Source organism: Halorussus limi (assembly GCF_023238205.1).
Lineage (GTDB): Archaea > Halobacteriota > Halobacteria > Halobacteriales > Haladaptataceae > Halorussus > Halorussus limi.
The window spans coordinates 2,118,693-2,143,085 of the sequence record NZ_CP096659.1; the positions used below are offsets into that span (position 1 = coordinate 2,118,693).

At 66.6% G+C, this 24,393-nt stretch carries 26 protein-coding genes; 16 read left to right on the forward strand and 10 right to left on the reverse strand.

The features are described 5' to 3' along the window. Positions 1-107: 107 nt before the first annotated feature. Together M0R89_RS10905 and M0R89_RS10910 are read left to right on the forward strand one after the other, a co-directional pair. Positions 108-596, forward strand: a complete 489-nt coding sequence (locus M0R89_RS10905; RefSeq protein WP_248649117.1) for a YciE/YciF ferroxidase family protein — start codon at positions 108-110, stop codon at positions 594-596. 52 nt (positions 597-648) lie between these two features. Next, entirely contained in the window at positions 649-1,335 is a 687-nt protein-coding gene (locus tag M0R89_RS10910; RefSeq protein WP_248649118.1) for a hypothetical protein, read from the forward strand. Between the two features lie 32 nt (positions 1,336-1,367). Here the strand turns inward: M0R89_RS10910 and M0R89_RS10915 are convergent, their stop codons facing one another. Both M0R89_RS10915 and M0R89_RS10920 read right to left on the reverse strand, forming a co-directional pair. Further along, complete coding sequence (locus tag M0R89_RS10915; protein WP_248649119.1) at positions 1,368-1,949, reverse strand: GNAT family N-acetyltransferase; 582 nt, start codon at positions 1,947-1,949, stop codon at positions 1,368-1,370. 109 nt (positions 1,950-2,058) lie between these two features. Then, complete coding sequence (locus M0R89_RS10920) at positions 2,059-2,364, reverse strand: DUF7565 family protein (RefSeq protein WP_248649120.1); 306 nt, start codon at positions 2,362-2,364, stop codon at positions 2,059-2,061. A 145-nt stretch (positions 2,365-2,509) separates the two neighbouring features. Between M0R89_RS10920 and M0R89_RS10925 the strand changes: the two genes are divergently transcribed. Further along, positions 2,510-4,612, forward strand: coding sequence for an ABC transporter substrate-binding protein (locus M0R89_RS10925; RefSeq protein WP_248649121.1), 2,103 nt, complete (start codon positions 2,510-2,512; stop codon positions 4,610-4,612). A gap of 35 nt (positions 4,613-4,647) precedes the next feature. Here the strand turns inward: M0R89_RS10925 and M0R89_RS10930 are convergent, their stop codons facing one another. After that, entirely contained in the window at positions 4,648-5,334 is a 687-nt protein-coding gene (locus M0R89_RS10930; RefSeq protein ID WP_248649122.1) for an HAD family hydrolase, read from the reverse strand. 106 nt (positions 5,335-5,440) lie between these two features. On the opposite strand from M0R89_RS10930, the gene mce reads away from it, so the two are divergent. Further along, complete coding sequence (gene mce / locus M0R89_RS10935) at positions 5,441-5,824, forward strand: methylmalonyl-CoA epimerase (RefSeq protein ID WP_248649123.1); 384 nt, start codon at positions 5,441-5,443, stop codon at positions 5,822-5,824. 52 nt (positions 5,825-5,876) lie between these two features. Here the strand turns inward: mce and M0R89_RS10940 are convergent, their stop codons facing one another. Together M0R89_RS10940 and M0R89_RS10945 are read right to left on the reverse strand one after the other, a co-directional pair. Continuing rightward, positions 5,877-6,485, reverse strand: a complete 609-nt coding sequence (locus M0R89_RS10940; protein WP_248649124.1) for an NUDIX hydrolase — start codon at positions 6,483-6,485, stop codon at positions 5,877-5,879. A 60-nt stretch (positions 6,486-6,545) separates the two neighbouring features. After that, positions 6,546-7,199, reverse strand: a complete 654-nt coding sequence (locus tag M0R89_RS10945; RefSeq protein ID WP_248649125.1) for an FAD-dependent oxidoreductase — start codon at positions 7,197-7,199, stop codon at positions 6,546-6,548. A gap of 127 nt (positions 7,200-7,326) precedes the next feature. On the opposite strand from M0R89_RS10945, the gene M0R89_RS10950 reads away from it, so the two are divergent. From M0R89_RS10950 to M0R89_RS10970, 5 genes are all read left to right on the forward strand, one after another. Further along, complete coding sequence (locus M0R89_RS10950; RefSeq protein WP_248649126.1) at positions 7,327-9,087, forward strand: 2-oxoacid:acceptor oxidoreductase subunit alpha; 1,761 nt, start codon at positions 7,327-7,329, stop codon at positions 9,085-9,087. After that, on the forward strand, positions 9,084-9,947 hold the full coding sequence (locus M0R89_RS10955; RefSeq protein ID WP_248649127.1) for a 2-oxoacid:ferredoxin oxidoreductase subunit beta: 864 nt from the start codon (positions 9,084-9,086) through the stop codon (positions 9,945-9,947). The genes M0R89_RS10950 and M0R89_RS10955 overlap by 4 nt, the downstream gene beginning before the upstream one ends. Positions 9,948-10,187: 240 nt before the next feature. Continuing rightward, complete coding sequence (locus M0R89_RS10960; protein ID WP_248649128.1) at positions 10,188-11,249, forward strand: hypothetical protein; 1,062 nt, start codon at positions 10,188-10,190, stop codon at positions 11,247-11,249. 245 nt (positions 11,250-11,494) lie between these two features. Continuing rightward, positions 11,495-12,724, forward strand: a complete 1,230-nt coding sequence (locus tag M0R89_RS10965) for a digeranylgeranylglycerophospholipid reductase (RefSeq protein WP_248649129.1) — start codon at positions 11,495-11,497, stop codon at positions 12,722-12,724. Positions 12,725-12,915: 191 nt separating this feature from the next. Further along, a complete protein-coding gene (locus tag M0R89_RS10970; protein ID WP_248649130.1) occupies positions 12,916-13,317 on the forward strand; it encodes a MaoC family dehydratase in 402 nt (133 codons plus the stop codon). A gap of 269 nt (positions 13,318-13,586) precedes the next feature. On the opposite strand, the gene proS is transcribed toward M0R89_RS10970, so the two are convergent. After that, entirely contained in the window at positions 13,587-15,044 is a 1,458-nt protein-coding gene (gene proS / locus M0R89_RS10975) for a proline--tRNA ligase (protein ID WP_248649131.1), read from the reverse strand. A 97-nt stretch (positions 15,045-15,141) separates the two neighbouring features. After that, the gene (locus M0R89_RS10980; protein ID WP_248649132.1) at positions 15,142-15,630 is read right to left on the reverse strand and encodes an 8-oxo-dGTP diphosphatase; all 489 of its coding nucleotides are present in this window, start codon (positions 15,628-15,630) and stop codon (positions 15,142-15,144) included. 80 nt (positions 15,631-15,710) lie between these two features. Between M0R89_RS10980 and M0R89_RS10985 the strand changes: the two genes are divergently transcribed. Continuing rightward, a complete protein-coding gene (locus tag M0R89_RS10985) occupies positions 15,711-16,229 on the forward strand; it encodes an NUDIX hydrolase (RefSeq protein ID WP_248649133.1) in 519 nt (172 codons plus the stop codon). Positions 16,230-16,293: 64 nt separating this feature from the next. Then, positions 16,294-17,055, forward strand: coding sequence for a ferredoxin--NADP reductase (locus M0R89_RS10990; RefSeq protein ID WP_248649134.1), 762 nt, complete (start codon positions 16,294-16,296; stop codon positions 17,053-17,055). Here the strand turns inward: M0R89_RS10990 and M0R89_RS10995 are convergent. After that, positions 17,052-17,549: a DUF7984 family protein gene (locus M0R89_RS10995; RefSeq protein ID WP_248649135.1), complete on the reverse strand. Its 498-nt coding sequence runs from the start codon at positions 17,547-17,549 to the stop codon at positions 17,052-17,054. The two genes, M0R89_RS10990 and M0R89_RS10995, sit on opposite strands and share 4 nt — an antisense overlap. Before the next feature lie 416 nt (positions 17,550-17,965). Here M0R89_RS10995 and M0R89_RS11000 point away from each other — a divergent pair, with 416 nt between their 5' ends. Then, entirely contained in the window at positions 17,966-19,885 is a 1,920-nt protein-coding gene (locus M0R89_RS11000) for a beta-CASP ribonuclease aCPSF1 (RefSeq protein WP_248649136.1), read from the forward strand. 388 nt (positions 19,886-20,273) lie between these two features. Here the strand turns inward: M0R89_RS11000 and sppA are convergent, their stop codons facing one another. After that, entirely contained in the window at positions 20,274-21,293 is a 1,020-nt protein-coding gene (gene sppA / locus M0R89_RS11005) for a signal peptide peptidase SppA (RefSeq protein WP_248649137.1), read from the reverse strand. Between the two features lie 200 nt (positions 21,294-21,493). Between sppA and M0R89_RS11010 the strand changes: the two genes are divergently transcribed. The 4 genes from M0R89_RS11010 (at position 21,494) to arsN2 (ending at position 23,710) form a co-directional block, all read left to right on the forward strand. After that, positions 21,494-21,868: an ArsR/SmtB family transcription factor gene (locus M0R89_RS11010; RefSeq protein WP_248649138.1), complete on the forward strand. Its 375-nt coding sequence runs from the start codon at positions 21,494-21,496 to the stop codon at positions 21,866-21,868. Further along, positions 21,861-22,751, forward strand: coding sequence for an arsenite methyltransferase (arsM, locus tag M0R89_RS11015; protein ID WP_248649139.1), 891 nt, complete (start codon positions 21,861-21,863; stop codon positions 22,749-22,751). The genes M0R89_RS11010 and arsM overlap by 8 nt, the downstream gene beginning before the upstream one ends. Positions 22,752-22,918: 167 nt before the next feature. Beyond that, a complete protein-coding gene (locus M0R89_RS11020; RefSeq protein ID WP_248649140.1) occupies positions 22,919-23,140 on the forward strand; it encodes a hypothetical protein in 222 nt (73 codons plus the stop codon). A 126-nt stretch (positions 23,141-23,266) separates the two neighbouring features. Next, positions 23,267-23,710: an arsenic resistance N-acetyltransferase ArsN2 gene (gene arsN2 / locus M0R89_RS11025; protein ID WP_248649141.1), complete on the forward strand. Its 444-nt coding sequence runs from the start codon at positions 23,267-23,269 to the stop codon at positions 23,708-23,710. A 27-nt stretch (positions 23,711-23,737) separates the two neighbouring features. On the opposite strand, the gene M0R89_RS11030 is transcribed toward arsN2, so the two are convergent. After that, complete coding sequence (locus tag M0R89_RS11030; protein ID WP_248652261.1) at positions 23,738-24,289, reverse strand: YqaA family protein; 552 nt, start codon at positions 24,287-24,289, stop codon at positions 23,738-23,740. Between the last annotated feature and the right edge of the window lie 104 nt (positions 24,290-24,393).

The following is a 24,393-nucleotide window of genomic DNA, read 5'->3' on the forward strand; positions in this document are numbered from 1 at the left end:
GACGAGCGCGGCGCGTCATTGACCGTCGACTCCCGACCTTTATAGCGACAGTCTCACACGGGAGCCACCGAGTTTACCCGCGTCGATGGCCTTCTTTGTCTTGTACTATGAGCGCGAATTCCCTCAACCACCTGTTCGAGAACGAACTGAAAGACATCTACGACGCCGAGCAGCGCATCGACGAGGCGCTCGGCGAGATGGCCGAGGAAGTCGAACACGACGAGATAGCCCAAGCGTTCCGCGACCACCAGCAGGAGACCGAGGGCCAAATCGACCGCCTCGAACAGGTCTTCGAGTTGGTAGACGCCTCGCCCGGCGACGAGGAGTGCGAGGCCACGCAGGGCATGATAGAGGAACACGACGAGTTCCTCGACTCGAACCCCGAGCAGGGAGAAATCGACGTGTTCGACGTGACCGCGGGTCAAAAGACCGAACACTACGAGATAGCCACCTACGGCAACCTCGCCAAACTCGCGGACCGACTCGGCATGGACGAGGCGGGCGACCTCCTCCACGAGAACCTCGAAGAGGAAGAGGAGTTCCTCGACCGCCTCGTCGACCTGACCGAGAACTACGACTACGACCAGTTGACGTAGGCGGCGAGCCACATCGACACCGTTTTTTCTAGCGGGCGTACTCTCCGGTCACGTGAAACGACGCGACGTACTGGCGAGCGTCGGTGTAGCAATCTCGACGAGCGGATGCGCCGGCCTGCTCTCGACGAAGTGCGAACCGGGCGCGGACGCACTCGGCCCGCTGTGGGACGACGTCGACCCCGACCGGAACAGAGACGTGTCTATCAGGGGCGTCGTCGTCAAGTTCGTCGACGGTCTGATGGTGGTCCACGACGGCACCGGGTTGGCCGAACTCACACCGCCGGGATGGAAGCGGTTCAACGAGGACTGGTTCCAGCGGGGCGACTGCGTGGCGGCGACGGGACTGCTGGACGGGAGCTACAGTTGGGAGTCGGGTCGGCTTCGCATCTCGATTTCGTCGGCCGACGAAATCGAGACCGTCGGCGACGCCGAGCGGGAGCCACCGACCATTCCGGCGAAACCCGACGCGTCGTTCGCCGTCGATTACCGACCGGCCGAGGGTTCGGCGACGATGTCTCACACCGGCGGCGAGTCGGTTCCGGCCCGACGGCTGGCGATACGGCGACTCCACGGCGACGAGGTCTCGACGTATCCGTGGCACGAGCTAACGGAGAAGGCTCCCGACGACGAGGTGACGGTCGGCGACTCGGTGACGTTCGAGAAGGACGGGAGTTCGCAGTTGGTGTGGCGGTACGACGAACACTGGTCGAGAGGGATGAGCGACGGCTGGTCGCTCTAACGCGGCGGTTCGGCCGGTCTTCGCCCGCCGGCTCACCCGCCGGTGTCGTACTTGTAGGTCGCGCTGTTGGGGTCGATGCCGAAGTCCTCTGCGGACTCCTCGGGTTCGGGTTCCTGCTCGCGGGGTTGGGCGCGCTTGAACCGCTCGCGGAGGCGGTCGGGCATGACGAACTCGTCGGCGTCGAGGACCATCCCGACCGCGTCGGGGTCGATGTTCTCGCGCTTGGCGTCGAGTCGCTCGCGGAGTTTCTCGGGCAGGTCGCTCGATTCGACGCCGCGGAAGCCGAACTGCGAGAGGTAGTCGGTCGCGCTCGTCAGCGAGAACACGGCGTCGAAGCCGTGGTCGCGGGACTGCTCGACCAGTCGCTCGATTACGTGCGCGCCGACGCCCTGCCTGCGCCACTCCTCCAGCACGCCGATACTGGTGAGTTCGCAGAGCTCCCGGTCGTCGGTCTTGTGGATGCGGATGCGGCCGAACCCCGCCTTCTCGCCGGAGGTCTCGTCGATGGCGACCACGTAGTCGCGAGAGCGGAACGCGGTTTCGTCGAGACCCATCGCCTCGATGTGGTCCAACAGCCAGACTTCCTCCCTGTTTTTCGCGTCCCGGACGTACATAGCTGTGAATTGGCTGTCAGAGCCTAAAAAGATGTGGCGCGGTGGGTCGAACGGCGCAGGGGGACCGTGACCGTTTTGCGAACCTCTGCTGTTTCCCGAACTTCGGACCTCAGAGACCGCCCGTGACTTCGTCGAGTCGGTTCACGACCTGCTGGAGGTCGGCGTCGTCCTCGATGGCGTCGCGGACCCGCTCGCGCTGGCGGACCTCCGCGGCGCTCGCGCCGTAGGCCCGGACGTACTCCGCGCGCGAGTGTTCGTCGAAGGCGTGTCGGATGGCGAAGTAGCCGTCGGGGACCACCGACCCGCAGACCTTGCACTCGCGGCGCTTGTGGTCGGTCGTCTGATGCACGATGGCCTCCTCGACGTCGTCGAACGCCTCGCCGCAACCGTCGATGCCGCACTCCCAGTCGGTCATTAGCGGGTGGTCGAAGTCACGCGACAACAACCTTTCGGCACCCGGCCGAGGCCGGCGTCGGCCGCGACCGCTCTCGGGTCGAACCGACGTAAAGAGGTTCTTTGTTGGCCGTTCACCTCTTGTGTGAGAATAGCTAGCCCCCTCCATGGGTGAGGACAACCCAGAGTTCGATACCGGTCGGCGCAAGTTTCTTCAAGCAAGCGGTGCGGGGGCGGTGGCGCTCTCGTTCCCCGGCGCGGCGGACGCCGAGGAGAGCGAGACCGAGACGGAGCGAGGCGCGACGATAACCGAGGCTACCGACGCGACGGCCCAGAACGTACAGCAGGGCGGCATCTTCACGATGGGGATGGGCCAGCAGCCGAAGGGGTTGAACCCGCTCTCGACCTCGTCGGCGTACTCGTGGGCGATTCTGGACATGGTGTACGACGGCGGGACGGTGGTGGACCCCGTGGAGTTCGAGGTTCGACCGAACGTCTACACCGACTGGACGGTCGAGATGCCGGAGGGGAAGGCGAACCCGCAACCGGACGTGTACTTCAACGTCCGGCAGGGGCTGACGTGGACCGACGGCGAGAAGCTGACCGTCGAGGACGTGATTTTCACGTACGACTACATGAAAGAGCAGGAGCCGGGTCGCTACGCCTCGACCATCCAGCCAATCAAGACGGTCGAGAAGGCCTCGACGGGCGACTGGGACGTACACATGAAGCTGAAAAAGCCCATCGGGACCTACGCGAGCAACCAACTCGCGGTGCCCATCCTGCCGAAGCACATCTGGTCGAACGTGGACAGCTACCGGGACTACTCGCCGACGGAGAACGGCGGTCCGGTCGGGACGGGACCGGGCACGGTCACGAGATACGCCCAATCGACCGCGATAGAGGTCGAGTTCCGCGACGACTACCCGCTCGGCGACCTGAAGTGGCGCGACAACGTGAACAAACTGATGTCGGGCGGGCCGTTCCTGGACGCGGTCCGGTTCAAGATATTCGGGAGCGACTCGGCGCTCCAGCAGGCGTTCCTCCGGGGGAACATCGACAGCGTCTACAGCACCATCAACGTCTCGAAGATTTCGAAGGTCAAGCAGAATCAGGGCCAGAAGCTGGTGCCCGGCTACGACACCGGCTTCGGCTACTTCGCGTACAACATGCGGAGACAGCCGCTGGACGACGCGACGTTCCGGCAGGCGACTTCGATGGTGTTCGACGACTACTACTGGACCGAGCGCCTGCAGGAGGGCTACGAGTTCATGGGCGACTTCGTGATGCCGCCGGGGTACTCGGCGGTCCGGCCGGAGAAGGCGTCTCCGAACGCCAAACTCCTCGAATCGCCCGCGACCAACGCCTTCGAGTTCCGCCAGAAGGAACCGGGCGTTCCGGACTACGACGGCATCAAGTCGTTCCTGACTGAAGGAAAGGTCATCGACGGCGACTCGGGCAACTACGTCGGCAAGCAGTACCCCGGCACGCTGACCGGCGTCACGGGCGGCCAGTCGAAGGCCAAGCACGACTACAGTTTCGGTCCGGTCCAGTCGCAGGTGCTCCGCCAGAAACAGGGCGTGCAGGAGGAGATTCGGGTCAACGGCAAGACCATCCCCGAAATCAAGGGCGGCCCGCTACAGGTGTTCATCTACCCCGCGAAGGACACGCCGAAACTGGCCAAGATGTCGGCCCGGTGGGTGGACATGATGCAGAAACTCGGCATCCCGGCCGTCACGAAGGTCATGACGTTCAACACGATGCTCGGCCGGGTGTACTCCCAGGAGGACTTCGACATCTACCCGATGGGGTGGAGCGACCTCTCGCCGTTCGCCACGGGGACGCTCTACAACATCTTCCACAGCGACAACGCCGACGACCACTCCAAGAAGGAGGGCTACGACCAGAAGAACACCACGACCCAACTCAACAACGCGATGGGGTACGGTCTCGCCGACGCCGGGGCCGACGACCTCATCTCGCGCGCCCGGTCGACCATGCAGGCCGAGAAGCGCAACCAACTCGCCCGGAAGGCCGTCGAGCGCATCTACCTCGACTTCCCGTACATGGTCTACGGCTACGACAAACTGAGGTGGCCGGTCAACGCGCAGGAGTTCGCCGGCTTCGTCCCCCAGATTCCGGGCCCGGGGGCCGCGAACCTCTCGGTCCAACTGATGCAGATTCACCAGTCGGGCGGCGGAGGCGGTAGCGGAAACGGCACCAGCGGCGGTAACGGAAACAGCACCGGCGGAAACAGCAGCGGAAGCTAACGACTCGGGCGGGGTTCGCTCGGACGACTCCGACCCTACTCGAACAGGGCGGGGACCTCGCGGAGCGACCCGACCACTGCGTCGGGTCCTTCTGCGCTGTCTCCGGCCACCGGTTCGGGCTCTCCGTTTTCGGTCACGTAGACGCCGGTGAATCCCGCGCGTCGAGCGGGGCGCACGTCCCGGTCGAGGTCGTCGGCGACGAAGGCGTACTCGTCGGCCGGAACTGCGTCCCGCGCGGCCGCGAAGATTTCCGGGTCGGGCTTGGCCGCGCCGACCTCGGCCGAGACCACGACGGCGTCGAAGTAGTCGGCGAGTCCGTGAACGGCGAGTTTCCGGCGCTGCCCGCGCGCGCCGCCGTTGGTCAGGACGCCGAGCGCGACTTCGGCGGCCGACCCGTCGGCCTCGGTCGCCGCGAGCGAGTCGAGGGCCTCGCGGGCGCCCGGCCGGAGCGCCGTCGCGGCCGCTTCGCGCTCGACGTAGCGCTCGGCCAGCGCTTCGGCGGACGGGTCGAGGTCGAACTCGGTGCGGAGGTCGGCCATCGCCGCTCGGTAGGGGTCGGGGCGACACTCGTCGAGCGAGTCGAAGAACGACTCGGTGAAGTACTCGTGGCGCTCGGCGTCGGCGCGGACGCCGAGGGCGGCCAGCGCCGCCTCGAAGACACCCGCGAAATCGTCGGGGAGCGAGACCAGCGTGCCGTCGAGGTCGAAGAAGACCGCTCGCATACCGCGGGGTTCGCGTCCGCCGACGAAAAAGCTCCGGACGGTGTGGGACCTCGTCCCGCGGCCGAGTCCGCGAGAACTATGTCTCGCCGACCCGATATCGGCGCACATGCACATCGACCACGTCGGAATCGCCACCGAGGAGGCGGGAGAACTCGCGGACCTGTACGCCGACCTGTTCGACGCGCCGGTCGCTCACGAGGAGGAGTTCGACGGCCTCCGGGTCGTCTTCCTCGAGTTCGGCGAGAGCTACTTCGAGTTGCTCGAACCGCTCGAAGACGGCACTATCTCGCGGTATCTCGACGGGAACGGGCCGGGCATCCACCACGTCGCGCTCGAAACCGGCGACGTCCGGGCGGCGCTCGACACCGCGCGCGACCACGGCGTCGAACTGATAGACGACGACCCGCGTCCCGGCGCGTGGGGTCACGACGTCGCCTTCCTCCACCCCAAATCGACGGGCGGCGTGCTGATAGAGTTCGTGGAACACTGACCGACGCGGCCGGACGTCGAAGCGGCGACGCGGCCGACGGCGAGCGTCCGGGCTACTCGGACGAGTCGGGGTCCACTTCGGGCGACCACGACTCGGCCCGGCGCTCGTTGGCGGGGAGCAGGCGCTCGGGCGGTTCGGCGAACCACGCCGCGCCGTCGAGTTCGCCCGGTTGAACGGTAATCGACCCGCCCTCGTAGGTCGCGTCGAAGAAGGCGTAGAGGAAGTGAATTCGGCGCTCCGAGTCGCCCTCAGAGACCACCGTGACGTGGCGGAGCAAGAACAGGTCGGTCAGGTCGCACTCGACGCCGGTCTCCTCGCGGACCTCCCGGCGCGCGGCCTCCTCGTGAGTCTCGCCGTCCTCTAACCCGCCGCCGGCTAATCCCCACCGGTCGGCACCCCGGCCGAGAATCATGAGCGCGCGCTTCCGGTCGTCCTCGGCCTCGGGCGGCATCGACTCGGTGAGGTCGGTGGCCTCGTCGGGTCGCCGGACGACCCACGCGTAGGCCCCGCCGACGTAGCCGTCTTCGGCCTGCCGGACCTCCCGTGCGAACCGCTCGGGCGAGCGTTCCCACGTCCGTTCCTTCACGGGAACGTCGCCGTACTCCGCGAGCAGGCGGTCCGTCCTGCGCTCGACGGTCTCCGCGTTGATGTCTGTCGGCATCGATTCGCGGAGTAGTGTCGAAAATTGATACGTTCTCCGGTTTCGGCCGCGGCGCGTTCGTTACGCGTCCGAGTCGGGTGCGGGACCGAAGTTCTCGGTCTTGGCGTCCTCGGAGTCGACGTTCGCGGCGTCGAGCGCGGCGGTCGCCCGGTCGAGGAAGTCCGCGAAGCCGTAGACGAACGTCTGGCCCTGCGCGTCGGCGAGGACCTCCAGTACGTCTTCGCCGCTCACGTCGTCGGTCACGACGACCGTCGCGCCCGCGTCGGCGAGGGCGCTCAGACGCTCCTCGTGGGCGGGGTCGTCGTCCTCGTAGACCACCGTGACGGTCGCTCCGTCGGCGCTCGCGCGCTCTCCGATACCGACCGCGGGGCCCACGCCCGGCCCGCCCGCGAGGACGACGACGCTGTCCTCGCCCTCGTAGTACGAGTCGCCGAACGGACCGGCGATTTCGACGGTATCGCCGGGTTCGAGGTCGGCGAGGTAGGGGCCGAGCGTTCCCTCGGGGTCCACCTCGACTGTCGTCTCGAAGGTCTCGTCGGCATTGGGCGACGAGAGCGTGTAGTGGCGCGTGACCTCCTCGCCGTCTATCGTCGCGGCTAACTGGACGAACTGGCCCGGGTGGGCGTCGAACGTCCCGGGCGTCTCCAGCGTCAGCGCGATGGTGTCGCTTCCGACCGACTCGACCGAGCGAACCGCGACTTCGGTTCCGTCCATGCGGGTTTCTTGCCGAGGCGCGATTAAAGAGTCTGCGACTCAGCGCCCGATTCAGTGTCGGAAGCGATTGCCGCGAAAGGCGCTTCAGAAGGCTTTTGATTTGGCGTGAATTACCCGCTAGTTAGGAATGCCAGACGACCTGAACTGGGCCATCGGCGGAGAGGCCGGCGATGGGATTGACTCTACTGGGAAAATCTTCGCGCAAGCGCTTTCCCGCGCAGGACGACACGTTTTCACTTCGAAGGACTTCGCGTCCCGGATTCGCGGAGGCTACACCGCGTACAAGATTCGTAGTTCGACCGACCGCGTCGAGAGCGTCGTGGACCGCCTCGACATCCTCGTGGCGCTGACCGAGCGCACCATCGACGAGAACCTCGACGAACTCCACGACGACAGCGTCATCATCTACGACGGTGAGCGCACCGAGATGGAGGACATCGAGATTCCGGGCGAAATGACCGGGCTCTCGGTTCCCCTCCAGCGTCTCGCCGAGGAGGCGGGCGGTGCCATCATGCAGAACATCGTCGCGCTGGGCGCGGCCTGCGAAGTGACCAACTTCCCCATCGAGAACCTCGACTCCGCGCTGGAGAAGAAGTTCGGCAGCAAGGGCGAGTCCATCGTCTCCAACAACAAGGAGGCCGCCCGGAAGGGCCAGGAGTTCGTGGCCGAGGAGTTCGACCACGAGTTCGACTACGACCTCGACACCACCGACAACGACTACGTCCTCCTGAACGGCGACCAAGCCATCGGGATGGGCGCAATCGCGGCCGGTTGCCGGTTCTACGCCGGGTATCCCATCACCCCCGCGACCGACGTGATGGAGTATCTCACGGGCCGCATCGAACAGTTCGGCGGCGAAGTCGTGCAGGCCGAGGACGAACTCTCGGCCATCAACATGGCGCTGGGCGCGGCCCGCGCCGGCGCGCGCTCGATGACCGCGACCTCCGGACCGGGCATCGACCTGATGACCGAGACGTTCGGTCTCGTTGCGACCAGCGAGACGCCGCTGGTCATCGCCGACGTGATGCGCTCGGGTCCCTCCACGGGGATGCCGACCAAGCAGGAGCAGGGCGACCTCAACATGACGCTGTACGGCGGCCACGGCGAGATTCCGCGGTTCGTCCTCGCGCCGACGAACGTCGCCGAGTGTTTCCAGAAGACCGTCGAGGCGTTCAACCTCGCCGAGAAGTACCAGACGCCGGTCTTCCTGCTCGCGGACCTCTCGATGGCCGTCACCGAGCAGACCTTCGAACCGGAGACGTTCGACATGGACGCGGTCGAAATCGACCGCGGCAAAATCGTCGACGACGACGAGGTCGAGGCGTGGACCGACGAGCGCGACCGCTTCCAGCCTCACTTCTCGACGGCGGACGGCGTGAGTCCGCGCGCGCTCCCCGGCACGAAGAACGCCGCTCACATGTCTACTGGTCTCGAACACAACTCGCTCGGTCGCCGGACCGAGGACACCGACGTCCGCATCGAGCAGGTGGACAAGCGCAACCGGAAGGTCGAGACCGCCAAAGAGCAAGAGGACTGGAGTCCCCGCGAGTTCGGCGATTCGGACTCGGACAACCTCGTCATCTCGTGGGGGTCCAACGAGGGCGCGATGCGCGAGGCCCTCGAGTTCCTCGACGAGGAGGACATCGACGTGCGGTTCCTCTCGGTCCCGTACATCTTCCCGCGGCCCGACCTCAGCGACGACATCGAGGCGGCCGACGAGGTCATCGTCGTGGAGTGTAACGAGAGCGGACAGTTCGCCGACGTCCTCGAACACGACGCACTTACGCGCGTCAAGCGCGTGAACAAGTACAACGGCGTCAGGTTCAAGGCGGACGAACTGGCAGAGGACATCAAAGAGCAACTCCAGAGCGAGGAGGTTACAGCATGAGTTCAGAAGTTAGATTCACGGACTTCAAATCCGACAAGCAGCCGACGTGGTGCCCGGGTTGCGGGGACTTCGGCACGATGAACGGCATGATGAAGGCGCTGGCGAACACGGGCAACGACCCCGACAACACCTTCGTCGTGGCGGGCATCGGTTGTTCCGGCAAAATCGGTACCTACATGCACAGCTACGCGCTCCACGGCGTCCACGGCCGGGCGCTCCCCGTGGGCACGGGCGTCAAACTCGCCAACCCCGACCTCGAAGTGATGGTCGCGGGCGGTGACGGCGACGGCTACTCCATCGGCGCGGGCCACTTCATCCACGCGGTCCGCCGGAACGTGGACATGACCTACGTGGTCATGGACAACCGCATCTACGGCCTGACGAAGGGTCAAGCCTCGCCGACGTCCCGCGAGGACTTCGAGACCAGCACGACCCCCGAGGGGCCGAAACAGCCGCCGGTCAACCCCCTCGCGCTCGCCCTCTCGGCGGGCGGGAGCTTCATCGCCCAGTCGTTCTCCACGGACGCCCAGCGCCACACCGAAATCGTCCAGAAGGCCATCGAACACGACGGTTTCGGCTTCGTGAACGTCTTCTCGCCGTGCGTGACGTTCAACGACGTGGACACCTACGACTACTTCCGCGACTCCATCGTGGACCTCGACGACGAGGACCACGACCCGACCGACCGCGACGCGGCCAAAGAGAAGATTCTAGACGCCGACAAGGAGTATCAGGGCATCCTCTACCAGAACGAGGAGAGCGTTCCCTACTCGGAACTCCACGGCCTCGACTCCAACATGGCCGACATCCCGGACGGCGCGCCCGAGGGCGCGATGGACCTCGTCCGCGAGTTCTACTGACGGTCTGACTGCCGATTCTCCCAGTTTCGGTCTTTGTGCGGGTTCTTCGGGCTATTCTCTCGCGTCGAACACTGTATTTTCACGGTCGTGAAGCGTAGCGCTCGTCGTTCCGAAGGCGCGTCGTCTGGAGCGAACGGATGGAAATCCACCGGACGGAAGTCGCTCACCGAGCGTCCGCCGACGATGGAGCGACCCGGAGCGGCCCCCAAGCGTATCCGGGGACGCGCCGTGGCGTAGTCCATGCATCGACGGGAGCTACTGGGGGTCGTCGGCGCGGGGGCGACCGGACTGGCGGGCCTGCTCGGGACGCGAACGCGAGGGGCCGAACGGGACGCCGAGGTGACCGCGACGGGACCGACAACGAGGGCGACCACGACGAGCGACGGACGAGGATTCGCCGGCGTCCAGTCGTCGGCCGACCGACCGTTCGCGACGATTTCGGTCGGCACGCGGGCGGGCGTCCGGAACCCCGAGAACAACCGGCCGCACGCGATTCGAGTCTGGAACGACAGCGACCGGGCGCGGACCATCGGTCTCCGACTGGTCCGGCGCGGCGACCAGCGCGGGGCGGCGCTGGACCGGCGTATCGAGTTTCCGGCGGACGGCTACCTGACGATTCGATTGCTCGAACCCGGCGACTACGCGCTGGCGGTGCGGCCCGGTGCGGGAACGAGCGACGGAGCGAACGGGACCGCGACGACCGACGCCGCGACGACCGCCCGAGCGACCGCGTCGGGCGGGACCGTCGAGGTGTCCCGCGCACGGTTCGACTGCAACGACTCGCGGACGGACGTGGCGGTCACGGCCGACGGGCGAGTGCGGTCCGAGACCGTTACGACCGAAGCCGAATGTCCGCCCGAGGTGGTCTCCCGGACGTTCACCGCGTTCTCGGGGTCCTGCGGGTCGGCCGACGACGCCAACGTCTCGTTCGGCGAGCGATCGGTCGAGGTGTCGGGGTCGATTCGCGTTCCCAACCCGTGCTACGGCGCGAAACTGGCCGGAGTCGCGGCCCCCTCGGCCGACACGCTCCGGGTGACGGTCGCCACCACCGAACCGGCCGCGGGCGTCTGCACCCAGTGCGTCGGAACCGTCGAGTACGCCGCCGACCTCCGATTCCGCGACCGAGTCCCGCGGACCGTCGAGGTGGTCCACCGGCGCGACGGCGGGTCCGCGACGGTCGCGACAGCGACGCGTGGCAGTGCGACAGCCACGACCCGAAGCGGCCAGACGACGAGCGGGAGCGAGCGGACGACCGGAGGCGAGCAGACGACGACCGCGACCGGGGCGGACGACTCCAACTGAACCGACCGACGGGCGGACTCGATTACCCGCTGACACGACTCGTCTTTTGCCCGGTCCGCGCCAACAGAATTCCCGTGCGAGAGCGTTTGCGTCCGTTTTTTAAAGGAGAGGTGAATACACGAAGTAGAGATGACTGCGGACGAATACGACACCGGCGAGCGGACCTCGCCGACCGACCGGCGACGCCGCGGTCCGCGGGTTCGGGACAGTAACGCCGTCTGCGACCACCTCCGAGGAGCCACTCTATGTCTGACCACTTCGACGTCGTGATCGCGGGCGCGGGACCGGCGGGCGCACAGTGCGCGCGGGACTTGGCCGAGCGCGGCTACGACGTGGTCGTCCTCGAAACCGAGGCCGAGGACGAGTTCCCCGCCCAGAGCAACAAGTCCACGGCCGGGACCTTCCCCTCGATGATGGGGTCGTTCGGCATCCCCGACGACGTGGTGATGAACTACACCGACGACGTGGTGCTGGAGTCGCCCAGCGAACACTACGTCCGCCGCCAACCCGGCGCGGTCTTGGAGTTCGCCGACTTCAAGAACTTCCTCGTGGAGGACGCCCGCGAGGACGGTGCGGAGTACTGGTTCGACGCTCGGGTGTCCAAGCCCATCATGGACGACGGCGACATCGTCGGCGTTCGGTTCAACGGCGACCAGGAGGTCTACGGCGACATCGTCGTCGACGCGACCGGTCCGGCCGCGCCGCTGGCCAAGGACCTCGGCGTGACCGGTCTCGAACGCGAACACCAGGCCATCGGCGTCGAGTACGAACTGGAGGGCATCGACATCGACGCCGACGGCTACGCCGACCTCAGCGACGCGATGATGCTGCGCCTCGACCACGACCTCGCGCCGGGGGGCTACTCGTGGATTTTCCACACGGGCGAGGACACCGCGAAGGTCGGCCTCTGCTACATCCAGAACGAGGCCCACCGCGACTACGCCAAGGACGGGATGAGCATCGACGGCTACCTCCAGTACTGGCTCGACAACGACCCCCGGTTCGAGGCCGCCGAGCGTATCGCCGGGAAACAGCACCGCGGGTCGGCCCACATCCAGATGCCCGACGGCTTCAGCACGGACAACTTCATGGCCGTCGGCGACACGGTGCCGACCATCGACCCCCTCTGGGGCGAAGGCATCTACACCTGCATGAAGTCGGGCCGGGCGGCGGCGGTCACCGCCGACCGGTGTTTCATGTCGAGCGACCGAGACACCTCCGCCGAGAGACTCGCCGTCTACGACGACCTCTGGCACGAACGGGTCGCCCCGAAGATGCGGCGGCGACTCCTGATGACCCAACTGCTCTACCTCGTGCCCAACGAGCGCTACGACACCCTCATCCGCGACCTGAACCGCGTGGACGCCGACGCGCTCCGCAAGGCCAACGCGGGGAGCGTCCGCGGCATCCTGAAACTCTTCCACACCGAGGACATCCCCACGCTGGCGCGGTTCGTCAAGGAACGACTGCTGTAGCCACCGGCCACCGCCCACCGCCGGTCGGTCGCCGCTTCTCACTCTCCGCGAACCTACTTCGCGCGAGGATTACCTTCAGAGTCTCACTCTTCGCCGAACTCCGCCTTCACGGCCTGCCGGTCTATCTTCGCCGGCCCCGACGTGGGCATCTCCTCGACGAACGCCAGATGCCGCGGGCGCGACGTTCGACCATGCCAGTCGCAACTGTCGAGGACGCCGCCGAGGCGAGTCTGACCGTCACCGAGGAGACCATCGACGCCTACGCCGACTTGACCGGCGACGACAACCCCATCCACCGCGACGACGAGTACGCCGCCGAGGCCCTCTTCGGCGGTCGAGTCGCCCACGGGATGCTGTCGGCGGGGGTCGTGAGCGCCGCGCTCGCGGACTTGCCGGGCGACATCGTCTACCTCTCGCAGGATTTGACCTTCGAGAATTCGGTCCGTCCGGGCCAGACCGTGACCGCGAGGGTGACCGTCGAGGAAGAGTTGGGCGACGATAGGCTACGGGTCGAGACGGTCGCCGAAACTGAAGACGAGCGAGTTCTCTCGGGCGAAGCGGTCGTGCTGTCGGTGCCCCACGAGAGCGACTAGGCGCTCGTCGGTTGCTACTCAGGCACGCGGTGACGCGGTCTCCGTGTCGTGCCGGTTCGCGTGAGAGACGAGGGCCGCAGGGAGCGGAGTGACCGAGGACTGCAGGATGTTGGGACGGCGTGAGGCCGTCGCCGTGCGGTTGCGGTAGATTCGACGGCTCAAGCAGTAGCTAGCTCCCTCGATACCGTCTCTCTCAAAGAGTTCTCTTACAACTCGTCTTGAGACACAGTGACGGACCACAAAAACAGACCAAAAAATATCGACGGCGCTCAGTACGACTTCGCGAAGTACGCCGTCTCCTCTGCCTCGTCGCCGCAGACGCCGCACTCGTCGCCGATGGGTTCCTCGTCGCGGTCCATCGGAACCATCACGATTTCCGCGGCTATCTCCTCCTTGATGACCTGCTCGCACGCTTGGTCGCCACACCACGGCGTCTTGACGTAGCCGCCGTGCTGGCCGATGGTGCCCAGGATCTGGGAGGTCTCGTAGGCCTCGCGGACGTTCTCCTCCAGATTCTCCTTCGCGGCGTCGTAGAGCTTCGCGTACACTTGGTCGAAGTGGTCCTCGATAGTCTCGCCGACGTTCTCGCGGTCCTCGACGGTGTCCTCGCCGTCGGGGCGGTGGACCACGGTTAGCTCGTCGTCCTCGACCTCGTTGGGGCCGATTTCGATGCGGACGGGGACGCCCTTCAGTTCCCACTCGTTGAACTTGAAGCCGGGGTTGCGCTCGTCGCGGTCGTCGAGTTCGACGCGGACGCCCGCGTCGTCTAAGTCCTCGGCGACGCCCTCGGCGTAGTCGAGGACCTCCTCGCGGTTGTCCTCGTTCCAGATGGGGACGATGACGACCTGCTCGGGCGCGATTCTGGGCGGGCAGACGAAGCCTTGGTCGTCGGAGTGGGTCATGATGAGCGCGCCGAGCGCGCGCCACGAGAGGCCCCACGAGGTCGTGTGCGCGACGGCTTCCTCCTCGTCCTCGTCGGTGTAGGTCAGGTCGTAGGCCTCCGCGAAGCCCTGTCCGAGGTAGTGGGAGGTGCCGCCCTGCACCGACTTGCCGTCGGGCATCAGCGCCTCGACGGTCGTGGTGGTGTGGGCGCCGGGGAACTTGTCGTGTGCGGGCTTGCGACCCCGGAGGACCGGGATGGCCAGCACGTCCTCGTAGAGGCTCTCGTACTGGTCGAGGCGGGTCATCGTCTCGTCCCACGCCTCGTCCTCGGACTCGTGGGCGGTGTGGCCCTCCTGCCAGAGGAACTCCTTGGTCCGGAAGAACGGCTTGGTCTCGGTGGCCTCCCACCGGATGACGCTACACCACTGGTTCAGGCGCAGGGGCAGGTCGCGGTGGCTCCGGACCCAGTTGCTCATGAACGGCGTGATGATGGACTCGCTGGTGGGCCGGAACGCGAGGCGCTCTTCGAGTTCCTCGTGGCCGCCGTGGGTGACCCACGCGACTTCGGGGTCGAACCCCTCCACGATGTCGCTCTCGCGTTCGAGGTAGCTCTCTGGGATGAGCGCGGGGAAGTAGGCGTTCTGCGCGCCGGTCGACTTGAACTTCTCGTCGAGGAACTCCTGGACGCCCTCCCAGAGGGCGTACCCGCGGGGGCGAGTGACGATGAACCCGCCCATGGGCGCGTAGTCGGCGAGTTCGGCCTTCTGGACGACCTCCGCGTACCACTCTCCGGGACTGTACTCCTTTCGCTCGGTGATGCCGAGTTCCTGCTCGTCGTCGGTCATTGCGTAGGAGTTTCTTCGATGTGGTCTTAAATGCGGTGAAGCTATGGTAACTGTTCGACCCGTCCGCGAGGCGGTCGGCGTGCCGAGGAGAACGGCGTCAGAACGTCTCAATCGCGTCCACCTCTCGCACGCCGGTCTCGACCGCCCACTCGCGCAGTTCGTCGCCCTCGGCGTCGAAGACGAACTCGCCCGCGAAGGTCTCGCCGTCGAGTAGGTGGGGTAACCAGTAGCGGTCGTCCTCCCACATTTCGTCGTAGGGAACCGACTCGTAGTCGAACCACTCGGGGTCGGCCTCCGGGGTCGGTTCTGGCTCTCCGGCGAACTCCTCGGCGCGGAAGACGTGGACGAACATCCGGGGCTCGTCGCCGAAGATAAATCTGAACTCGCCGACCTTCTCGGGGTCGCGGGGCGTGACTCGAATCTCCTCTTCGACCTCGCGCACGACGCACTCGCTCGGGGTCTCGCCGTCCTCGACCTTTCCGCCGGGACCGACGAACTTGCCCTCGCCGAGACCGCGCTTCTTCCGGATGAGCAGGACCTCCTCGCTCTCGGGCCGGAGGAGGTAACAGAGCGTGGCGGACTGCATGGTCGCCCGGTCGAACGCGGCCGAGATATACCTGTCGGAATACCATCAATTCAAGAGCGTCCGGTACGATTGCCCGGACGATGATAGCCGTCTTGGCCGACTACTGCCCGGACTGCGGCGCGGAACTCACGACCGTCGAATTCGAAGGCAGAGAACGGAACCACTGCTCGTCCTGCGAGCAGACGTGGTGGCGCCAGTCGGTGCCGACGACGAGCGTGACCGTCCGGGACGAGGACCGCGTGTTACTCATCCAGCGCGACGGTGGCCGAGACGCCGGTCGCTGGGACCTCCCGGCGGGACACCCCGAGTACGACGAACCCGCCCGCGAGGCGGCCGCCCGCGAACTCCGGGAGGAGACCGGATTCGTCGCGGACCCCGAGGCGCTGGCCCTCGTCGGGACGGTCCTCTCGGCGGGACCGCGGGCGAACTACCGCTCGATAAACTTCCGCATCGACCGCGCTTCGACCGACGGCGAGGTGGCGGCCGGGTCCGACGCCGCCGACGCCCGCTTCGTTTCGGTCGAGTCGGTCCGGGCCGGAGACGTGGACGTTCGGAAACTCGGCCGCCAGCGACTCCGGGACAGCGGAGTCTTAGAGTAGCCCCAACGGGTCTGTCGGCCACCCGAGTTATCCGAACGTCCGGCGTATCACCCCCGACTCCACGATGACCGACACCCACGAAGTCACGGTCACGTCCGTCCACCAGATGACGCCGACGGTCGAGCAGTTCGTCCTCGAATCCGACGGCTATCGGTTCGACTTCGACCCCGGCCAGCACACCCACGTCCACTTCCCCCGTTCCGAGAGTCCGGCGGTGGACGAGGCTTCGGGCGACGAAGACGACGAAGTCGTCCGGCCTTACACCGCGACGGCGATGCCCGGTTCCGAGCGAATCACGCTCGCCGTCAAGCGCTACCCCGACGGCGTCGCCTCGACGTGGATGCACGAGCGGACGCCGGGCGACCGAATCGAAATCGAAGAACTGGGCGGGAACCTCTACCTCCGGGACCTCGATTCGGACGTGGCCTTCGTTTCGACGGGGACCGGCATCACGCCGATGATAGCGATGGCCAAGCAGTACGTCCGGGAGGGGACCGGCCGCGCGCACTTCTTCTTCGGCGAGAAGGACGAGGAGAACGTCATCTACCGCGAGACGCTCGACCAACTGGCGGCCGATTACCCGGACTTCGACGTGACCTACGTCCTCTCGGAGGCCGACGAGGGGTGGCCGGGAGCGGAGGGCCACGTGCAGGACCACCTCGCCGACTATCTGGACGGCTTCGGCGGCCGGGACTTCTACGTCTGCGGCGTGCCCCAGATGGTGGTGGACACGCAGGACTACCTCGACGAGCAGGGCGTGAGCGACGACCGGGTCTACGTCGAAGGGTGGGAGGGCGACGAGGTGGCCGACGACGAGGAGAGTTAGTCGTCAGCGCGTTCGACGGCGAACGGACTCTCGCTCTCGCGCCAGTCCCACCCCGGGAGTCGCGTCTGGAACCCGGCCGCGAGAGCGGCGTCTAAATCGTCCGCGCCCGCGGCCTCGCGGTCCTCGTCGGCGTGGACGCTCACGTCCGCGTAGTGGAACGTCGCCTCGCCGAGCAGTCTGAGCGGTTGGGTCCCCGCGATAGTTCCGGCGAGTTCACGACCCAGAATCTCGTCCACCACGAACCCCGGATAGTCGCCCTCCACGTCCAACTCGCGGAGAACGGCGACTAGCGCGGCGACGTTGACCGCGCGGTCGCCGTCGGCGAAGACGGTATCGACCGCCTCGCGGTAGGCGTCGGCGTCGACCTCGCCGACCTCGGTGTCGAACAGGTCGCCGAGACCCGTCCGGACCTCGTTGACCAGCGGAACCACAACGTCGGCCCGGCCGCGGACCCACTCGTACTCGTCGGCGACGCGCTCGGGAGTCATTCGCATATCGGAGGCGACGACGCCCGCCGACTTGGACCTGTGCTTTCGGTTTCTGTTTTCGAGCGGACGCGTTCGGACGCCGTTGGGCCTCGCACGCCCGCCGTAGGCGGCGCGGTTGCCCGCATTGAGAAGGCTTTTATAACATCGGCAACTAATGCCGCATAAGCGGGTTTTCCTGCGTCCCCGAGTGAGCGTCCGGTCTTCCCCGGTGGTCCCGGGGACGTGGACGACTCGCCGACGCGCGAGTTCCATATCCCGCGGAGAAGGAAATCTATGCTGTGCTGTACTCTGCATCGTAGTCTTGACGGCATCTCGACCGGTCGAACGTGCGACCGTGAGCAGTTAGCACGCGGTGGCGCGCGACCGGTCGGCCCGAACGCGAGCGGAGTGACAGTACGGACAGACGGAACCACTTTTTCACTATGAGTAAAGTAGACCAGCAATTAGAGGACCTGCGAGCAGAGATTACGACCGAGTTACCGAGCGACATCTCGGTATCCGACGTGAAGTACGAAGGCCCGGAACTGGTCGTGTACACGCGCGACCCCAAGAAGTTCGCCCGGAACGGCGACCTCATCCGGCAGTTGGCCAGCCAACTTCGCAAGCGCATCACCGTCCGGCCCGACCCGGACGTGCTGTCGCGGCCCGAAGACGCCCGCGAGCAAGTGCTCGACGTCATCCCCGAGGAGGCCGGCGTGACCGACCTCGACTTCCACGCCGACACCGGCGAGGTGGTCATCGAGGCCGAGAAGCCGGGGATGGTCATCGGCAAGCACGGTTCGACCCTCCGTGAGATTACCCAAGAGGTCGGCTGGACTCCGGAAGTCGTCCGGACCCCGCCCATCGAGTCCTCGACGGTCTCGAACGTCCGGAACTTCCTGAAACAGGAGCGCGACGAGCGCCGGAGCATCTTGGAGAAGGTGGGTCGCCAGATTCACCGCGAGGAGATGTCCGACGACGAGTACGTACGCATCACGACTCTCGGCTGTTGTCGGGAGGTCGGTCGGGCCTCGTTCATTCTCTCGACGCCCGAGACGCGCGTTCTCATCGACTGCGGCGACAAACCCGGCGCGGAGGACGAGGTTCCCTACCTCCAAGTCGAGGAGGCGCTGGGCGCGGGCGCCAACACCATCGACGCGGTGGTGTTGACCCACGCCCACCTCGACCACTCGGCGCTGATTCCGCTCCTGTTCAAGTACGGCTACGACGGCCCCATCTACACGACGGAACCGACCCGCGACCTGATGGGCCTGCTCCAACTCGACTACCTCGACGTGGCCGCCAAGGAAGGTCGCACGCCGCCCTACGACTCGGAGATGGTCCGGGAGGCCATCAAGCACACCATCCCGCTGGAGTACGGCGACGTGACCGACATCGCGCCCGACGTGAAACTCACCCTCCACAACGCGGGCCACATCCTCGGGTCGGCCGTCTCGCACTTCCACATCGGCGACGGCCTCTACAACGTCGCGTTCTCGGGCGACATCCACTACGACGACACCCGCCTGTTCAACGGCGCGGTCAACGACTTCCCCCGAGTCGAGACGCTCGTGCTGGAGTCGACCTACGGCGGTCGCAACGACTACCAGACCGACCAAGAGGACTCCGAGCGCAGACTCAAGGAGGTCATCAACGACACCTACGAGAAGGGCGGGAAGGTCGTCATCCCGGCCTTCGCGGTGGGTCGGTCCCAGGAGATGATGCTCGTCATCGAGGAGGCGATGCGAAACGGCGACATCCCCGAGATGCCGGTCCACCTCGACGGCATGATCTGGGAGGCGACCGCCATCCACACGACCTACCCCGAGTACCTGCGCGACGACCTCCGGGACCGCATCTTCCACGAGGACGAGAACCCCTTCCTCGCCGACCAGTTCAACCACATCGACGGCGGCGAGGAGGAACGACAGGACGTGGCCGACGGCGACCAGTGCATCATCCTCTCGACCTCCGGCATGGTCACGGGCGGCCCCATCATGTCGTGGCTCGAACACCTCGGCGGCGACCCCGACAACACGATGACGTTCGTCGGCTATCAGGCGCAGGGGACGCTGGGCCGACGCATCCAGAACGGGTGGGACGAGATTCCGATGAACCGCGGCGGCGGCCGTAACGGCAAACTCTCGCTCGAACTCGACGTGGAGACGGTCGACGGCTTCTCCGGCCACGCCGACCGGCAGGGCCTGATGAACTTCGTGAAGACGATGAACCCCCGGCCCGAGAAGGTGCTGTGCGTCCACGGCGACGAGTCCTCGACGCAGGACCTCTCGTCGTCGCTCTACCACGAGTTCAACATGCGGACGTTCGCGCCGAAGAATCTGGAGACGTTCCGGTTCAAGTGAGATAGCCTTCCGTCTACTCGGGTTCGCAGGTTTTCGCTTTCTCCGGTCTTCGGAGTTCGGTAGCGGTCGGTGTTCGCGGAGTCGGTTCGACCGCTCTCGGCGGTTCGTGACGTTCTACGGGCGGACCCCGCACCGCAACAGCGAACCGCGCCGTCGCCGACGCCAATCAGACCGCGACCGACCCCACGGCACCGCGCCACCTCCTCTCCGACCGACTGCGGTCCTCGCTCCCGTTTCACTCCGGCTTGCGGTCCTCGTTCCTCGCGTGGTGGGCGCGTCGGCCGCGGCCGACGCGCCCGCACGCGCCGAAATTGGAATTAACGATGTGGCTTTAAAGAATATATAGCCACGTTTAGAAACGACGTAGATTGCCGAATCGACGCTCCGGCTACCGCAACTCGAACTCGAAGCCGTCCACGCTCTTGCCGTCCTCGGCGCCGAGGGCGCTGGCGATGCCCGCGCCGAAGGCGTACGCGACCGCTTGGGACCCGCCGCGGAGGCGGTCCATCACGCCGCGCTCCGGTTCGAACTCCTCGACGGTGACCTCCTCGACGCCGAGGTCGGCCGCGAGTCGGTCCTCGACCTGTCGTTTCGTGGCGAGTTCGTCCACGAGACCGATGGACTCGGCGTCGTCGCCGAGGTAGACCCTCGCCTCGGTGTCCCGGACCTGCTCGTCGCTCAACTCCCGGCCGTCGGTCACGCGCTCGACGAACTCCTCGTAGTAGCCGTCGATGATGCCCTGCAGGTACTCGCGCTCGTCCTCGGTCATCTCTTTGAGCGACGTGCCCGCGTCCTTGTACTTGCCCGCCGCCAAGCGCTCGTACTCCAGCCCCAACTTGTCGGCCGCTCCCTTGGCGTTGACCCGCGAACCGATGACGCCGATGGAGCCGACGATGCTCCCCTCGCGAGCGTAGATGGCGTCACAGCCGCTGGCTATCCAGTAGCCGCCGCTGGCGCACACGTCCGTCGCGTAGGCGACCGTCGGACCGTCGAACCGCTCGGCCGCGAGTCGGATGTCGTCGCTGGGCACCACTTCGCCGCCGGGCGTGTTGAGTCGCAGGAGCAGGGCCCGGGCGGCGTCGTCCTCGTCGGCGGTCTCGATTTGCTCCACGACGTCGTCGGCGGGCGTGCCGCCGGGCCGCGGCGGAATCGAGCTCCCGCCGCCGTCCCGGGTGATGGGACCTTCGACGGCCACCTCCGCCACGTCGTAGTCGGCGAACCACCCGGAGGCGAGGCTTCCGGCCGCTCGCGCGCCGAGGACGCCCCCGAGGACGGCCAGCACGACTCCGAGGAGACGCGCGAGGTTGCCCTCGGGCACCTCGACGAACAGGAGCCATCCGAGCGCCACCGCCACGACCGCTCCGATAAGTACGACCGACGCCTGCACGACCCGCGAGCTATCCGCCACGGCCGCTCACCTCGATTCGCTGCATACCACCGATTCGGGCCGGACCGCCCGTAAGTCTTCGGCGACGGCCGCTGTCGCCGGAGGCCGTGCGCGACGGTGCTCGACTCCTCGGTTCCGCCGTAGCGTCTCTCCTCGACCGCCCGTCGCCCGTGCCACCCGAACGCTTATATTAGCAGAGCCTAATATTAGCACGTGCTAAAATGAGTGGACAGGAGACGAGCGGTCAGACTCCCGACGAGAGAGGCCCGGAGGCGACTGGTTGCTGTTCGGTCGGCCACTCCCTGCCGGAATCGGAGGTAGCCGACGACGTTCAGACGCTCGCGACCTTGGGCAACGACACTCGGTACGAAGCGCTCCGACTCATCGCCGAGGCCGACGAGGACGTCTGCGTCTGCGAGTTGGAACCCGCGCTCGGAGTGAGCCAAGGCGCGGTCAGTCAAGCGCTCTCGCGGCTCTTCGCCGCCGGACTGGTCGAGCGCCGGAAGGAGGGCCGCTGGCGGTACTACACCGCGACGCCGCGCGCGCAGCGACTCCTCGACGTTCTCGACGACACGAGGTCACTCGACGATGACTGACGACGCGTCCGCCGCCGACGCCGATGCCGACAGCCTCGACGGTGACGGCCTCGACGCCGCGGACCAGCGCACCGCCGTGCGCGAGCGGTACGCGCGAATCGCCACGGAGGAGTCGTCGTGTTGCGACACCGACTGCTGCGAGAGCGACGACACCGACAGCGACCCGGACGACGCCACCGACCGGGCGCACCGACGCGGCTACTCCGACGCCGACCTCGACGCCGTCGACGCGGGAGCGGACGCCAGCCTCGGTTGCGGCAATCCGACCGCGATAGCCGACTTGGAGGAGGGCGACACCGTCCTCGACCTCGGTTCCGGCGGCGGATTCGACTGCTTCCTCGCGGCCCGAGAGGTCGGGTCGGCCGGCCGCGTCGTGGGCGTCGATATGACGCCCGAGATGGTCGAGAAGGCCCGCGAGAACGCCGAGACGAACGACGCGTCGAACGTCGAGTTCCGACTCGGCGAAATCGAACACCTCCCGGTCGCCGACGCGTCCGTCGACGTGATTCTCTCGAACTGCGTCGTCAACCTCTCGCCCGACAAGCGCCGCGTGTTCCGCGAGGCGTATCGCGTCCTCCGACCGGGCGGACGCCTCGCCGTCTCGGACGTCGTGTTGACCGCCGACCTACCGGCCGACCTGCGGGCCGACCCGGCGTCGGTGGCGGCCTGCGTCGGCGGCGCGTCGCCGATTTCCGCGCTCGAAGCGATGCTGACCGACGCCGGATTCGCGGACGTGTCGATCGAACCGAAGGCGGAGAGCGAGGAGTTCGTCCGCGAGTGGGACGACGAACACGATTTGAGCGATTACCTCGTCGCCGCGACTATCGAAGGGAAGAAACCGGCGTCGGAGTCTGACTCGTCGCGCGGGGGTCGGTCCGCGTGACCGCAGTCGTCGGCGGACGGGACCGAGCGAAACGGAACGGCGCGCCGACCGCATCGCGCCGCATCACCGCGATTCACCGACGGGAGACGAGATAACCGATGCACGGACCACCACCGGACTCGCGATACCGTTTGTCGCACAGACACCTCACGTGGCGGAGCATCTTCGTGAGTTACGTAGCGATGGTGGCGATTCCCCTCGCGATTTGGGTCGCCACCCACCCCGTGACAGGCACCGCCGCCGTCGCGGCTACCGCCGGCCTTCTCGCCGTCGGACGCCGCACCTACCGACTGGCCCGCTGTTTCAGCGAGTGCGGGGGGTTCGCGCTCGACGTGGGCGGAACGGCCCGAATTACGGTCGCACGGGCTCCCACCGATGACCCGTGCTGACCGACGCTCCGGGCCGTCGAGCCATCCCTCCGCTGGGAACGCCCGCCGAAACGGAGTCCCGAGACGCAAAACCCGAGTACCGCGACGAGAAAACCGAGTCCCGAAACGGGAGTTCACTCCGAACACATGACTGACTCTTCGATAACGCTCCGGAAGGCGGACGCCGCGGACGCCGACCGGGTCGAGGCCCTGCTGAAGGCGAACGGACTTCCGCACAGCGACGTGCGACTGGAGTCGGGGCGTTTCTTCGTCGCCTCGGCCGACGCGGCGGTCGTCGGCATCGGCGGTGTCGAAACGTACGGGTCGAACGGTCTCCTCCGGTCGGTCGTCGTTCCGGAATCGAAGCGCGGGCGTGGCTACGGAACGTCGCTGTGCGACGCGCTGGAGGACCGTGCGCAGGCGAACGGCGTGGAGACGCTGTACCTGTTGACCACGACCGCGGCGGCGTTCTTCCGCCGGCGCGGATACGAGGAAGTCGAGCGGGAGCGAGTTCCGGCGAGTATCCGGCAGACGACCGAGTTCGCCGACCTCTGTCCGAGTTCGGCGACCTGCATGAGGAAAGAACTGTGAGCGAACGCCGCTCGTCGCTCGGGCGGTTCAGAGCGCGGCGACCGTCGACCCGACGAGAAAGAGGGTCACGAGGAGTCGGCCGACGCTCCCGGCGAACGTCGCCAGCGCGAACTTGACGTAGTCCTCTTCGAGGACCGCGAAGGCGTAGATGGAGAGCGTGTCGGGGAAGAAGGGGACCGACAGCGCCAGCGCCATCCCGACGTAGCCCCACTTGCGGGCGAGTTGGAGCGTCTTGTTTTCGGACCACTCGACGACGTCGAACCGCGAGCGCCGGAGGAAGCCGATGACTGGACCCGACTCCTTCGCCTCTTGGCCGATGTGGAACGCGAAGACGCTCCCGACCGCCTTGCCGAGGCCGCTGACGACGATGATGAGCGCGAGTCGCCCGGCCTGCGAGAGACCGAGGTCCAGCGGCGCGGCCAGCACCACCTCGCTCACGCCGGGGAGCGCGAACGCGATGAGAAACGAGTAGACGAAGATGATGGCGAGACCCGCCCACCCCGTAGTGGTCTCGACGACGTGTTCCAACCACTCGAAGGACCCGAGAGCGACGCCGTCGACGAGCGCGGGGGCAACGATGCCGAACACAGGTGGATGAGAGCGAAGCACCGTTATGAGCTTTTTGTCTTCGTTTCTCGCGCGATTCCGTGACAGAATCGCCCGTCGGACCCGACCCCCGGCGA